Here is a 12716-nt window from a genome sequence, read left to right on the forward strand (position 1 = left end):
TTTGCAATCAATCCTTTCAACATGCCTGCCCGCCAAGTGCGATCTACAACAAGCGGGGCATCATATCGATCCATCGGTAACCCTTTAGTGAAGTTGTTCTTTTTGGCTGAAATCCTTTAACTCCGGTAGCACTGGAACGTGTCGCCCGTTTACCGAAAAGTTGAATTTTAGCCTAGCCCACGAAGGGGACTATTCAAGCATTACGCGCCCCAACATTCCCTGAACGAGACTGATGAAAGTCAATAAAAAAGCCCGGTCAGAACCCTTCGTCACTGACGAAGAGTATCTGGCCGGGCTTTTTGGCTGTTCAGTTATTGGTTATTGACGGTGATGTAGGGGTCCCAGGTGTGGTCGGTACCAATCTGGTTAAGGTCACGGTCATACAGCGCGAAGTTGATGGTGTACCAGAGTTTGCCTGGATTCAGAGCAGTGGCTTGCCACAGGGAATACGTCACATCGGTTTTGGAAATACCGCCGGGAGCCGCTTTGTTCAAGTAGATCACCACACCCGGCACGTTGAAAGAGACCGGTGTCGAGATGGTGCCTCTGTAATCGCCGCCCTGATGAGGGTCGCCGGGCTGGACGTTCTTGATCTGCGCGATGCGGTCGAAGTTGCGCGACAGCGTGGTGGCACGCCAGCGGATGTTGTCGCCGGTTTTGACATCGATCCACAACTCGTTGCCGCCTTCGCCGGTGTTGCCGCTGGCATGTGGATCGACAGCATCGCGTGTCACCAGCATGGAAATCGCTCCGCCGACGTCGTTGGGATGGGCAATCAGGTAATCGGCGTCGATATTGACGAGCACGTCGTAGGTATTGGTCGCACTGGACATTTTGCTGCTCCTTTTTGGAATGGCATGAACGACCGCGCCCGCAAAGGCTGTCCGGCTCATCCGGTCCCTGGATGCGGTCTGCGGAGAACGATAGGAGATGGCTTGATGGTGTCAACTTGCGATCAGTCGATGCGGGAAAAATGCAGCGAAATACGCCTTGGCCAAAGGGTTGACCCAAGGCTTCCGAGGTCGATTCCCTCACCGGCGACAAGGCATCTTCTGACAGATTGAATTGCTGAAAACGTACAAAAGTTACCGGCGTTTAACCTATGGCACATGCGGTGACGCCGATATCGCCTTCTGACGACAGCAACAAGGAATATGGATAGTATTGCGGCGTTTTTTCCCAGCATTCAAAACGGACGAAAGCTGATTCCACAATGAAAACATCGCTCATTGTCTTGATGGCTGTCGCGCTATCAACTCAAACCACACACGTCTTCGCCGATAACACCAACGGCAAGAACCTCTACGTTCAAAGATGCGCTGTGTGCCACGGACCCGATATCAAGGGAACAGGCCCACTGGCCCATAAAAGCAATCCACCGACACCTGATCTGACAACACCTGCCTTCAAGAAACGGCTCAATGATTATCCGGGCGTTATCGTGTCCTCAATCATTCTTCGCCCGAACGGCGACCTGATTCCAAAAACCTTGCGCGAGAACGGCGTAAAGATCCCCCCGCACGCCTGGAGCGTTAATGATTTTCGCGATTTGAATCGGTACATGAACGACGTCATTTCAAAAAAACAGAACTAAGTGCCTGTTTCAGTCAGTCTTTTTATCGCTACCCTTTATGTTTTCAATCAGGTCAACGACATAGTCCTGGTTGAAACCCGCGACAAATGACCAGAACAGCAACTTGGCGTAAGCCGCATACCCCTCCGCATGCTGGCAAAAGATGTCATTGAAGATTTGCTTCAGACATTGCGGATCCTCATCCGGAACGATCACCGGAAACAGATCGCCCCTGATAACACCGGAAAGAAACAAGAGGTACAAGAGCCCCGCCAGTATCCCGCCGATGAATGAAGGCAGAATCAAGGCGAACCATGATCGGGAGAGGTTTTCGATTTCCGGGTCGTCAAGAATTGACAGTCGTCGGTGAAACCCTACATAGCCCCCAACGTTCCCGGCGATGCAAACGATAAACGGCACTTTGTAGTCGGGCAGGCTGTAAGTGACGGCAATCGCCAGCACCAACAGGGCTATGAAAATCCAGAATATGCGCTTCCAGATGATGTTGAGGTCTTCCTGACGATTCATGATCAGCTCCCTGATCCTGGCCAAGTGTTGATCTTCATGACGATAGACGAATCCTGTCGCCCGGATGGAAGATCAGACGGCCCTCACAGACTTGCACTCAACCGCTCGGCGCCAGCCCCGCAGTGATCGCGGCCAGCCACTCGGGATTCTGCAACACCAGCGGCAACAAACCGTAATGACCGGCATCCGGAACAACCCACAACTGCCGATCCTGTGCCTGAGTCGCAGCGGCCAGGAGACGTTCGGGGATTTCCAGCGGAATGACTTCGTCCCGCTCCCCCGCAATCACCAGCAACCGGCCCTTGAACCGACCGAGAATGTCCCAGGCATCACTCGCCAGCCAGCTGCGGTGCTGGCGAATGATCGCCGAGAACTCAGGGCCGAACGGCACCTTGTACGCCTGCGGGGTGTAGATCCCGGGCACGACCAGAATCAGCATCCGGACATCCAGGATTTCGCTCAGGCGCACGGCATTGTAGGCGCCCATGCTGATGCCGATCAGAGCGGTCGGCCGGGTTCCGCTGTGCTCGATGACCGACAGCGACTGTTGGTCGCGCCGGTGCAGGGAAGACTCGGCGAACACGCCCCCGGTTTGCCCATGCCCGATGCAATCCAGCGCGGTGGAGCCGATGCCCTGCCCCTGCAATATCTGGCGCAGGTCTGCAAACACCTCTCGGCTGCGGGCACCGCCACCGTGAATGCAGAACAAATGCGGGCGACCGCTGCCCGGCAGCGTATCGGCGTAAAGCTTGTGGCTTCCGAACGGGACGGTGAAATCGATTGCGGATTGAAGCGAATGCATGGATTGCGGGTTTCCTGGACGACAGACCGGATGCCATTGGGGCGATTGCTGCCCGGCGCGGGATTATGCCTGAGCGCACAGCACCGTTGATGAAAGTCACGCGGCGCTTTATCGCGATGCGCTCGACGCCAGATAAAGCGCTCGATACGCCGTCACCAATTGCTCCTGATTGAACGCCAGATTGCGACCGCTGGGGTTGGGCAGGATCCACACATCGGCCCCGCCGAACGTGCTGTCCTGCGGGCCCCATTCAAGCGCTTTTTTCCCGGACAATCCGGCATAGGCAGCCTTACCAAGAAACGCCACATAACGTGGTGCATAACGTTTGATCTTGCGCTCGAAGTCCCTCGCTGCAGCGGTGAACTCCTGCGCCGACAGTTGATCCGCCCGCGCCGTCGCCCGCTCGACCACGGCAGTCAGCCCACACTGAAATTGCAGAATCGAGCGATCGTTTTCCGGGGCCACTTCAACAGGCGTGAACCCGGCCAGATGCAGCGTGCGCCAGAACCGATTGCTCCGCCCCGCAAAGTGACGCCCCTGCTCCGCCGCCAACAGGCCGGGATTGATCCCGCAGAACACCACGGACAGGCCTTTAGTCAGGATGTCTTCAAGCATCAACTTCTCCCCTGTATTGCAGATACTCAAATCGATACGACTGCGCTTGGATATTGACTGTTCAAGGCAGTAATACCCACTCTTTCAAGCTACAGCCCCCAGCGCAAAAACCTACAAATACGTCAGAAAGCGCTGGCTTGTGAGCCAAATCCTTAGGCTTTATCTTTCTAGCTCACTGCTCATCGACAAAATCAAGAGCACATTCAGGATTGATGGCTAGTCCTTGATCAAAAACAAAGATGGCACGATTGACGACACTGTCATCTCTCCCTAATCTGCCCACATCCCGCCCAAGGCAGTAAGCCGTCCTAACCATCCAGGACGTGCCAAACCCTTGGGCGTTTTTGTTTTCAGGAAGAATGTATGCCCACAGCGGTTCTGGTTGACGGCGCCTACTTCATCAAGCGATTTCGAAGGATTGAGCCTCACAACGCATTCAATGCCGAGCGCGCTGCCGATCTCGTACATCGATGGGCGACGGCTCACCTGATGTCCAGAACCTTTTCTGGCCAAAGTGGCTTACCTTCAGGGCCACAGCAACGTCCCAGAAAGGAGCTTTACAGGATTTTCTTCTACGACTGTCCTCCCCTGGACACCAAGCAACACAACCCAATAACGAAAAAACTCGTGGACTTCTCTAAATCCAGAGAGGCAGTTTTTCGTAGAGAGCTGCACATTCGGTTGCGTAGCAAACGCAAGTTGGCATTGCGTCTGGGGCATCTGTCGAAAGACGTGAAATGGACAATCAAACCCGCAAGAATCGGCGATCTGCTCAAGGGCAAAATTCAGATATCAGACTTGACTGAGGCCGATGTCAGCATAGACACGCGGCAAAAAGGCGTGGATATGAGAATCGGCGTCGATGTCGCATCGCTTTCGTTCAAGCAACAGGTCGATCAGATTGTCCTCATTGCGGGTGACGCTGACTTTGTCCCTGCGGCGAAGATGGCTCGCCGCGAAGGCGTTGATTTCATACTTGATCCGATGTGGCAGAGCATTCCTGATGGATTGATGGAACACATCGATGGGTTGCGTTCCACCTGCCCCAAGCCATCGTAAACAGATGCGCCGCATTAGCGGCGGCTAGCTGAAAGTCAACACGTCTTCGGTATTGTGTCGAAGGCTAGCCAGCCCCGGGGCTTACTTGAACACCGGCACCGCCCCCACTCCATCCGCCTGCTTGAGATACTCGCGCAACCGCCCGCCGATTTCCGCGATCTTCGCTTCGCCCTCACGCAGGGCTTGCGAGTTGGTGTGCACGGAGTAGTTGCCCAGCGCCAAATCATGGGGATGAGGCTGCGCCGAGCCGATCACGAACACCGTGCCATCGCGCAGGGCTTTCAGGGTAACGGCACCGTTGCCCGGTTCGAAAATCGCCATTTCGCCCGCACTGACCAGATCCGGTGTCGCCAGCAATCCACGGCTGACGCTCAGCCATAACGACTCGTGGCCTTCGGGTGGCGTATAAGTCCAGGTTTCGCCGGCACTCAATGTGACCAGCAGATAATTGATACCGGCAGGCGCCCGAACCGGGCTTTGCACGCCTTGATGGACACCGAGAATCACCCGCGCCGGCCCCGTTACGGGCATCGCGGAGGATTCCAGATACTGGCTGTCGACACTGGCGTTCTCAAGCTCCGGCGACAAAGCCACCCACAGTTGAAAACCCTGTATCCGCTGCGACGTGCCCACCGACATTTCCTTGCCGTGCCACACCCCGCCGCCCGCGCGCATCCACTCGACACCGCCGTAATCGATCATGCCCTTGCCCGATCCGGCGTCCTCGAAGCGCAGGTTGCCTTCGGTAATCACCGTCACGGTGGCGATCCCCGAATGCGGGTGCATCGGCATGTTGTGAATGAACGAGGCCTCGCCTTCGAACAGGTCGAGGAACACGAAGGGCTTGATCAACTGGCCCAGATCCGAAGGGCTCATCAGCCGCACGATCGAGCCGTGCCCGCTCCCGCTGGTGCGGTAGCGCAGAGTGCGGTGAGTGACAGGTTCGCGGGTGTAGCCGGAGAGATGTTGCTGAACGGTCATGATGATTACTCGATTCTGATGCGGGGAACGGCCAACAAACGGCAAAGCGCCGCGAGGGAACCTGTCCCTCGCGGCGCCCGGCTTTCAGCGGCGACGGGCGTCGAGGCTGAAGCGACCGGCACCGAAGGCCACGACTTGCAGCAGGCCGCCGGCCATGGCGATGTTCTTGAAGAAGTGGATGAACTGGTTCTGGTCAGCCAGCGCATTGTGGAAGGCCAGAGCGGTGACCACGCTGAACGCGGCCAGCACAGCGGCGACGGTGCGGGTGCGGTAACCGGCGATCAGCGCCAGGCCACCACCGATTTCGACGATGATTGCCAGTGCCAGCGCCACTTGCGGCAGCGGCAGCCCAACCGAGCCGATGTAGCCGATCATCATGGCCGGCGCGGCGAGTTTAGAGAAACCGGAGAGAATGAAAATCACGCTGAGCAAGACCCGGCCGATCAAGGCAGCCGATGCTTGTTTGGTGTCGGAAGCATTCTGTACAGCAGTTGCTTGAGTGATGTTTGCAGAAGTAGCCATGGGAGAATTTCCTTCAATGGGGTCCGGTTCGACTTGAACCGTTCGGATGAAGAAATGTTGCGCCTCGGCAGCTCATCTGAATAGCCGACTAATTTAGATCGTTACGTTCGATAAAATAGGTAAGCTGTACATCCAGTAACGTCCCTCACGGTAACTCAAGGACACCGGCATGATCTCCGACCCAGGCACACCGACACTCGATCAACTGCGGGTCTTTCTGACCGTCGTGGAAGTCGGCAGCTTTGCCGCCGCCGCGCGCAAACTTCATCGGGCGACCTCGGTGATCAGCTACTCGATTGCCAATCTTGAGATGCAACTGGGCGTCACCCTGTTCGATCGTGAAACCACCCGCAAGCCGCAACTCACCGACGCCGGCCGCACCGTGCTGGCCGAAGCCCGGACCATCGCCAACGGCGTGCATGGCTTGCGCGCCAAGGTCAAAGGCCTGCTGCAGGGGCTGGAAGCCGAAGTGCATCTGGTACTCGACGTCATGTTGCCCGCCGAGCGCGTGGTGGATGCGCTGAAATCCTTTCGCGAAGAGTTCCCCACCGTTGCCCTGCATCTGCACATGGAAGCGCTCGGTGCCGTGACTGAACGGGTGATCAATCGCGGCGCGGTGGTTGGCGTCAGCGGGCCGATGAATGACGGCATCAACGCCATTGAAAGAATCGGCATCGGCAGCGTCGAGCTGATTCCGGTGGCAGCGCCGAATCATCCTTTGGCGAGCGCCGAAGGCAATGTTCCGGGTGCCGGGCGCGAGCACACACAGCTGGTGCTGTCCGACCGCTCGCAACTGACCAAAGACAAGGAGTTCGCTGTGCTGAGCAACCGCACCTGGCGCCTGGCGGACCTGGGCGCCAAACACATGTTGCTGCGTGAGGGCATCGGTTGGGGCAACATGCCGAGGCCGATGATTCAGGAGGATCTGGACAGCGGCCGGCTGGTACAGCTGGATTTGTCGGAGTACGCCAGCGGGCAATACACCTTCGACGCCATCTACCGCACCGATGCGCCACCGGGGCCGGCGGCGCGGTGGTTGATCGAGCGGTTCGTTCAGCAAAACACGCAAGTGGCTTGATCCGGCAAGTTGACGAGCGGTCATCCGAATGTTCAGATGCCGCCCTGTTTCAGGTGTCCCATGCCGCCGTGCATGGGGTGAAACGGGAAACCGGTGCGTTCGTTTCGAACCAGTCCGGTGCTGCCCCCGCAACGGTAGGCGCGTGATGCTTTCGACACACCACTGTGGCCAGACGGCCATGGGAAGGTGAAAGCGTCCAGACGCGCGAGCCCGGAGACCGGCCTGAAATGCTGTTTGGCAAACTCCTGCGGTGGGCGGGCATGGGCCGGTGTCGGCGTGTGCGCGATGCCTTCTCCTGCATGCTCTTCTGCGAAGATCCTTTCGAGAAGACGATGATCAAACCTTTCAACACTCCGGCTCCATCCCTGTTGCTTGGCTGTCTGTTCAGCCCCCTGCTGCTGGCGGACGACGCGCCGCTTGAACTCACTCAGCAAATCGTTTCCGCGCCGTCCGTGGAGTCCACCACCGTGGCCGACATGGCGCAGTTCGGCAGCAAAGTCGAGATCGTCACCCGCGAGCAAATTGAACGCGCCGGCCCCAGCGCCGATGTCAGCCGCGTGATGCAGATGTTCATTCCCGGCCTGTACGTCGCGCCGAAAAACGGCCCGTTCGACTACGGCACCTATTCCCTGCTGGGGGGGCGCAACGATGACACGCTGATCCTGCTCGACGGCGTGCGCTTGAACAACCGCCTCTACGGCGGTCTGTACCTGGACACCCTGCCGGCCAACGCCATCGAGCGCATCGAAGTGCTCAAGGGCGGACAGAGTCTGCTGTTCGGCACGCAAGCCGTGTCCGGCGTGATCAACATCGTCACCCGCAGCCCGCAGAGCCGCAAAGCCTCCGGCGAAGTGAACATGGGCGTGGATACGTTCGGTGGCACCACCGAGGATGCGCGGGTCGAAAACATCTTCACCAACGGTTTCGGCGACCTGGGCCTGCTGGCCTACGTCAGCCATAACGTTTCGGACGGCTATCAGCCGTTTCGCAATCACGACATCAGGAACAGCAGCGAAAAGAATCGCGCCTACGAAGTCACCACCTTCGGCGCCAAGGCGATTCAGTCCTTTGCCGATGACACGCGCCTGGAACTGTTCTACCAATACGCCGACGCCAATCTCGACTTCGCCCGCCCGGTGGACAACCACAAGACCACCAACGACCGCATCCAGCAGATCGCCACGGCGACCTTCGAACAGAACGTCAATGAACGTCTGAGCTACTTCGTCAAAGGCCACATCAACGACTGGGACACCCGCTACACGCGCATCAACAACACGTCCGATGGCGGTGTAAAAACCATCAACCACAACGACTATTGGGGCTTCACCGACTGGGGCGTGCAGGCGGAAGGCAAGGCTGAATTGCCCGGTGGCCACGTGCTGGTGTTCGGTACGGACAACCAGTGGTTCAAGGGCCAGGACGATGTGCTGATCATCGACAATGACAAGGCTGAAGCCCACGCCTTCTACACCCAGTTGCGTCCGAAGATCGACGCCCTGCCCGAGTGGCATCCGAGTATCGGCATCCGCCACGAAGCCATGAGCGGCGGCGACAGTGCCACGGTCGGCATGCTCACTTCGCTGTACGACCTCAATGAAAACTGGTCTGTTCGTGGCCAGTACGGCACGGCCTACAAACTGCCGAACGCCGAGCAACTGTTCGTCAACGAGCCGGGCGATGAACTGGGCAACCGTAACCTGAAACCGGAGAAAAGCCGCAACGCCGAACTCGGCCTCGACTACAAAGGCTTGCTCATCGACCGCGAGTTCAGCGCCAGCGTCACTCTGTTCAAACGCAAGATCGATGACCTGATCACCCTCGATGACATCCAGTGGGTCAACGGCCAGGGGCGGATCCAGATGCGTGGTTTCGAGGCGGACGCGAAACTGGCGCTCAACGATCAATGGAGCCTGCAGGCCGACATGACCCGCAACCTGACCGAGTCCCGCGCGGGGGTAACGATCAACGATGTGCCAAGCTTCTTCGCTCGTTCGCGCATCGGTTACGAATCAGAAGACCGGATGTGGGGCGCCGGCGGTGCGATCCGCTATATCCGCGATGTGATCAGCTCGAAACAGGTCGAGTACGGCCATTATTCGGTGGTGGACGCCGACGCTTATCGCTATCTCGACGGTGCTCATCAGCACCGGGTGAGCCTGCTGGTGGAAAACCTGTTCGACCGCGATTACGTCACCAGTCGCTCTAACAACGTCGACAACCTCGGACGGCCCCTCACCTCCGAAGTGCGCTACACGTACCGTTTCTGATGGCTGAGATCAAAACCATCGACGGCGTCGACACGCACCCGGACTGGTCGCACGTGCCCGAGCATGCGCGCCACGTGTTCCTCTGCACCGGCCCGCGCTGCACCCAGCGCGGCGCCTTGCAGCTATGGAAAACCCTGCGCCGACACTTGCTCGCGCATGACCGCATCGAGACGCCGGGCGGGGTTTTGCTGACACGTACGCACTGTCAGTTTCCGTGCAATCTCGGCCCGGTGCTGACGGTGTATCCGGAGGCCTGCTGGTACGGCGTGCGCAGCCACGCCGATGCGCAGCGACTGGTCGAAGTGCATCTGGTGGGCGGTGAAGTGGTCGAGGATCTACTGATCAAGGAGCGCTCGTGAGAAAGCTGTGTTTGCTCGTGGGCGCCCTGCTTTGCGCTTCTGCGGCTCTGGCAGATGACTACCGCAATTGTGGCGAGACCTGGCACCTGCCGGCGTCGCCACCGTCGCGGATTGTTGCGCTCAATCAGCATGCGGCCGATCTGGTGTTGGCGTTGGGCGCAGGCCCGGCGCTGGCGGGTGTGGCTTATCTGGATGATACCGGCACGCCTCGGACCGAGTACTTCGGCGTGCCAGTGATCTCGCACCGCTATCCGTCGAGCGAAGTGCTGTACGCGCAGAAGCCGGATCTGGTGGTCGGTGGATTTGCGACGGCATTCGGCAACGGCGTGACGTCACGCAGCGGACTGGGGCGCAATGGAGTTGCTACGTATCTGCTGGAGTCGGCCTGCAACGGGCATTCGCTGGACTACTTTGAACACATCCGCAACGACCTCTTGACCCTCGGTGCCTTGCTGCACAAACAGCAGCGCGCTCGGGAACTGAGCGATGCGATGGATGCCGATCTGGAAAAGGCCAAGGCTTTAACCCGTCCGGGCAGGCCGCTGTCAGTGTTCTACCTCGACAGCGAGGTCAACGGTCTCGACAGCGAAGGCCGCCGTGGTTTTGTCACCACTCTGCTGGCCGCCGCCGGGGCGCAAAACCTGTTCGCCGACATCAACCAATACCGGGTGACCGTCAGCCGCGAATCCCTGCTCGCCAAGGACCCGGACGTGATCCTGCTGGCCGACGCACAGTGGTCGCCAGCCACTCGCAAGCGCCAGTTGCTGATGCAGGATCCGGTGCTGTCGACCCTGCGGGCCGTGCGTGAGGACCGGATGATCGATATTCCGTTTACGCATCTGTTGCCGACGGTGGGCAGTGGTCGGGTGGTGCTGGAGTTGGCGCAGCAGCTCAGGACATTGAATCCTTGACGCTCTGCCCCGATCAAGCAGGTTGCCGGTGGAGCGGCCACTGCATTGTCATTCAACGCATTTTTTGGGCGTCATTCTGATAGTTTCCGTCAGGCTTTGCGCACTCGATTCCGGTTCCCGCTTTGCGCTCAACTCAATCGGGTATGGCCCGGTCTGCAAGAGAATCGCCCGGGTTTTAGCGATAAACGCTTCTTCGCTTTGGGTATAGAAGATCCATTCGCGTTGCTGCCCTCCCGTCACCGTGCAGATCCACTTGGCCAGGCCTTTGTCTTCCAGGGCAGGCAAGATCAGTTTCTCCATTTCGGTCATGCGCTCGCGGTCTCGCTCCACCGGCACGACTTTCTTCGAGATATATTTCCAGGTAATTCGGGCCTTGAAGGGCAGCGCGCGTTTTTCAGTCGCCGAGAGAGAGTCAACAACCTTGAAAGTCGCGATTAGCGGCGTATCCGGGAAGTCGGACTCCTGAAACCTGCCGTCGTCGCTCGTTACCATTCTTTCAGGAAAGGGACCGTAAAGAAGCGCTGCAAGCGCTTTTGCTTTCTTGTTCTCTTGCTCCTTTACGCACGTCTCGTACGCGACAGTCCCGACCGGCCCTGCGTCCAGGCACTGATTCTGTGCGACCACGAGTGGCGTCGGTTTATGGCTGGAGCAGCCCGCGACCAGTACGCCAGCCAATGCCAGCAACGAAATCCGTTTTGCAAAGTGCCGCACACCCGAAGCGTAACTCTTGCGCGAGCGCTCGGTTTTATCCTTGATCATTAACTTCTTTTCCCTGGACCTTGAACGACTTGAACCCGACTCCGGGTTGGGCTAGTTATCGTCATTGCGAGGGTTTTCTGAAGACGGGATCGCGAATGTCTGCCTCTCGGCAACTTTTTCATGTTTCGCCGTTTCGTATTTCTGGTAGAACGTTCGAGTGAACGGCTCGCTAGCCGAATTTGATCAAGGAAGATAAAAACAATGAAAAAAGCCCTCGGCACCCTGCTGCTTATCTGTCTTTCGACCAGCGCACACGCAGGTGAAAACCCTATCGGTTTCCACTCCACGACTTTGCCGGACGCACATAATGATCGCCCGTTGCAGATGGTCGTCTGGTATCCCGCAACCACTACCGCCACCCCGGAATTGGTGGGTGACAATCCGGCCTTTGTCGGCGTCCCGGTTGTAAACGATGCACCACCCGTTGCCGGAGAACATCCGTTGGTGGTGCTCTCTCACGGCTACCGGGGCAACTGGAGCAACCAGGCATGGCTGGCCAGTGCACTGGCGCATCAGGGTTATATCGTGGCGGCGGTCAATCACCCCGGGAGCACGACCCATGACCGCAGTCCGCAAGCGGCTGCGCAGTTGTGGCAAAGACCTGTCGACATCAGCCGTGTCATCGATGCGGTCACGGCTCGGCCCGGGCAATTTGGCGCGGTGTCAAACCATCGTATTGCCGTCGTCGGCCACTCCTTGGGCGGCTGGACCGCGCTGGAGATCGCTGGCGCACGCTTCGACTCAGAACGCTTTGCCAAGGACTGCCCGACACATCCGAAACTGTCCAGTTGCAGTGTTTACCAGCAGATGAACCCTGCATCGCGCCCGGACTCGAAAACCCGGCTAAGTGCCGACCTGCGCGACAAACGCGTCACCGCCATCGTTTCAATGGACCTGGGTTTGTCCCGTGGACTGACCGACGCAAGCCTCACAGCGCTGTCAGTACCGACACTGGTGATCGCGGCGGGCGTACCGTCCGAAGCGCTACCGGCCGAGCTGGAATCCGCATACCTCGCCAAGCGCTTGCCTGCGGCCTCCTCGACGTATGTCGAGATCAATGACGCCAGTCACTTCACCTTCCTTTCATTGTGCAAACCCGGCGCCGTGGCGATGCTCGAAGAGGACGCGCCGGGCGACGGCATCATTTGCGAGGACGGTGGCGCTCGCTCCCGTGAGGTTATCCAGCAGCAGGTCGTCGCGCTGATCGACGGTTTTCTGAACCGGTCGGCTCAGAACTGATGGCGCTGTTGCCTGCACAT

Annotated in this window: 14 protein-coding genes and 1 riboswitch; of the genes, 7 read left to right on the top strand and 7 right to left on the bottom strand. The window is 58.5% G+C overall.

Translation table 11 applies throughout. From position 1 onward, the window contains the following. Positions 1-311: 311 nt before the first annotated feature. Positions 312-833 (bottom strand): AidA/PixA family protein, encoded by a 522-nt coding sequence (locus tag ACKLNA_RS06760; protein WP_408985326.1) that lies wholly within the window; start codon positions 831-833, stop codon positions 312-314. 380 nt (positions 834-1213) lie between these two features. Between ACKLNA_RS06760 and ACKLNA_RS06765 the strand changes: the two genes are divergently transcribed. Further along, entirely contained in the window at positions 1214-1594 is a 381-nt protein-coding gene (locus ACKLNA_RS06765) for a c-type cytochrome (protein WP_408985327.1), read from the top strand. A 9-nt stretch (positions 1595-1603) separates the two neighbouring features. On the opposite strand, the gene ACKLNA_RS06770 is transcribed toward ACKLNA_RS06765, so the two are convergent. The 3 genes from ACKLNA_RS06770 to mug form a co-directional block, all read right to left on the bottom strand. After that, positions 1604-2101 carry a hypothetical protein gene (locus tag ACKLNA_RS06770; protein ID WP_408985328.1) on the bottom strand — a complete coding sequence of 166 codons (498 nt, stop codon included), beginning with the start codon at positions 2099-2101 and terminating at the stop codon, positions 1604-1606. Positions 2102-2198: 97 nt separating this feature from the next. After that, positions 2199-2903: an alpha/beta fold hydrolase gene (locus ACKLNA_RS06775; protein WP_408985329.1), complete on the bottom strand. Its 705-nt coding sequence runs from the start codon at positions 2901-2903 to the stop codon at positions 2199-2201. A 108-nt stretch (positions 2904-3011) separates the two neighbouring features. Then, positions 3012-3518 carry a G/U mismatch-specific DNA glycosylase gene (gene mug, locus ACKLNA_RS06780; RefSeq protein WP_408985330.1) on the bottom strand — a complete coding sequence of 169 codons (507 nt, stop codon included), beginning with the start codon at positions 3516-3518 and terminating at the stop codon, positions 3012-3014. Positions 3519-3881: 363 nt separating this feature from the next. Here mug and ACKLNA_RS06785 point away from each other — a divergent pair, with 363 nt between their 5' ends. Beyond that, on the top strand, positions 3882-4577 hold the full coding sequence (locus ACKLNA_RS06785) for an NYN domain-containing protein (protein ID WP_408985331.1): 696 nt from the start codon (positions 3882-3884) through the stop codon (positions 4575-4577). An 81-nt stretch (positions 4578-4658) separates the two neighbouring features. Here the strand turns inward: ACKLNA_RS06785 and ACKLNA_RS06790 are convergent, their stop codons facing one another. Both ACKLNA_RS06790 and ACKLNA_RS06795 read right to left on the bottom strand, forming a co-directional pair. Further along, positions 4659-5558: a pirin family protein gene (locus tag ACKLNA_RS06790; RefSeq protein WP_408985332.1), complete on the bottom strand. Its 900-nt coding sequence runs from the start codon at positions 5556-5558 to the stop codon at positions 4659-4661. An 84-nt stretch (positions 5559-5642) separates the two neighbouring features. Then, positions 5643-6080 carry a DoxX family protein gene (locus tag ACKLNA_RS06795; protein WP_408985333.1) on the bottom strand — a complete coding sequence of 146 codons (438 nt, stop codon included), beginning with the start codon at positions 6078-6080 and terminating at the stop codon, positions 5643-5645. Between the two features lie 169 nt (positions 6081-6249). On the opposite strand from ACKLNA_RS06795, the gene ACKLNA_RS06800 reads away from it, so the two are divergent. The 4 genes from ACKLNA_RS06800 to ACKLNA_RS06815 all read left to right on the top strand — a co-directional run bounded on the left by ACKLNA_RS06800 (position 6250) and on the right by ACKLNA_RS06815 (position 10698). Beyond that, complete coding sequence (locus ACKLNA_RS06800) at positions 6250-7158, top strand: LysR family transcriptional regulator (protein ID WP_408985334.1); 909 nt, start codon at positions 6250-6252, stop codon at positions 7156-7158. 34 nt (positions 7159-7192) lie between these two features. Next, positions 7193-7399, top strand: a riboswitch (cobalamin riboswitch). Between the two features lie 91 nt (positions 7400-7490). Beyond that, positions 7491-9428 carry a TonB-dependent receptor plug domain-containing protein gene (locus tag ACKLNA_RS06805; RefSeq protein WP_408985335.1) on the top strand — a complete coding sequence of 646 codons (1938 nt, stop codon included), beginning with the start codon at positions 7491-7493 and terminating at the stop codon, positions 9426-9428. Then, positions 9428-9787, top strand: coding sequence for a (2Fe-2S) ferredoxin domain-containing protein (locus tag ACKLNA_RS06810; protein ID WP_408985336.1), 360 nt, complete (start codon positions 9428-9430; stop codon positions 9785-9787). Before ACKLNA_RS06805 ends, ACKLNA_RS06810 begins: the two co-directional genes overlap by 1 nt. Continuing rightward, positions 9784-10698: an ABC transporter substrate-binding protein gene (locus ACKLNA_RS06815; RefSeq protein ID WP_408985337.1), complete on the top strand. Its 915-nt coding sequence runs from the start codon at positions 9784-9786 to the stop codon at positions 10696-10698. Before ACKLNA_RS06810 ends, ACKLNA_RS06815 begins: the two co-directional genes overlap by 4 nt. Before the next feature lie 48 nt (positions 10699-10746). Here ACKLNA_RS06815 and ACKLNA_RS06820 read toward each other — a convergent pair whose 3' ends face one another. Beyond that, positions 10747-11457, bottom strand: coding sequence for a DUF695 domain-containing protein (locus tag ACKLNA_RS06820; RefSeq protein WP_408985338.1), 711 nt, complete (start codon positions 11455-11457; stop codon positions 10747-10749). A 201-nt stretch (positions 11458-11658) separates the two neighbouring features. Here ACKLNA_RS06820 and ACKLNA_RS06825 point away from each other — a divergent pair, with 201 nt between their 5' ends. Next, positions 11659-12696, top strand: a complete 1038-nt coding sequence (locus ACKLNA_RS06825) for an alpha/beta hydrolase family protein (protein ID WP_408985339.1) — start codon at positions 11659-11661, stop codon at positions 12694-12696. Positions 12697-12716 lie beyond the last annotated feature (20 nt).

This window comes from Pseudomonas sp. UV AK001 (assembly GCF_046097675.1).
GTDB lineage: Bacteria > Pseudomonadota > Gammaproteobacteria > Pseudomonadales > Pseudomonadaceae > Aquipseudomonas > Aquipseudomonas kribbensis.

Bases quoted from the DNA above. Each gene is read 5' to 3' on its own strand.
- ACKLNA_RS06760 (WP_408985326.1), bottom strand. From the start codon at position 833: ATGTCCAGTGCGACCAATACCTACGACGTGCTCGTCAATATCGACGCC.
- ACKLNA_RS06765 (WP_408985327.1), top strand. From the start codon at position 1,214: ATGAAAACATCGCTCATTGTCTTGATGGCTGTCGCGCTATCAACTCAA.
- ACKLNA_RS06770 (WP_408985328.1), bottom strand. From the start codon at position 2,101: ATGAATCGTCAGGAAGACCTCAACATCATCTGGAAGCGCATATTCTGG.
- ACKLNA_RS06775 (WP_408985329.1), bottom strand. From the start codon at position 2,903: ATGCATTCGCTTCAATCCGCAATCGATTTCACCGTCCCGTTCGGAAGC.
- mug (WP_408985330.1), bottom strand. From the start codon at position 3,518: ATGCTTGAAGACATCCTGACTAAAGGCCTGTCCGTGGTGTTCTGCGGG.
- ACKLNA_RS06785 (WP_408985331.1), top strand. From the start codon at position 3,882: ATGCCCACAGCGGTTCTGGTTGACGGCGCCTACTTCATCAAGCGATTT.
- ACKLNA_RS06790 (WP_408985332.1), bottom strand. From the start codon at position 5,558: ATGACCGTTCAGCAACATCTCTCCGGCTACACCCGCGAACCTGTCACT.
- ACKLNA_RS06795 (WP_408985333.1), bottom strand. From the start codon at position 6,080: ATGGCTACTTCTGCAAACATCACTCAAGCAACTGCTGTACAGAATGCT.
- ACKLNA_RS06800 (WP_408985334.1), top strand. From the start codon at position 6,250: ATGATCTCCGACCCAGGCACACCGACACTCGATCAACTGCGGGTCTTT.
- ACKLNA_RS06805 (WP_408985335.1), top strand. From the start codon at position 7,491: ATGATCAAACCTTTCAACACTCCGGCTCCATCCCTGTTGCTTGGCTGT.
- ACKLNA_RS06810 (WP_408985336.1), top strand. From the start codon at position 9,428: ATGGCTGAGATCAAAACCATCGACGGCGTCGACACGCACCCGGACTGG.
- ACKLNA_RS06820 (WP_408985338.1), bottom strand. From the start codon at position 11,457: ATGATCAAGGATAAAACCGAGCGCTCGCGCAAGAGTTACGCTTCGGGT.
- ACKLNA_RS06825 (WP_408985339.1), top strand. From the start codon at position 11,659: ATGAAAAAAGCCCTCGGCACCCTGCTGCTTATCTGTCTTTCGACCAGC.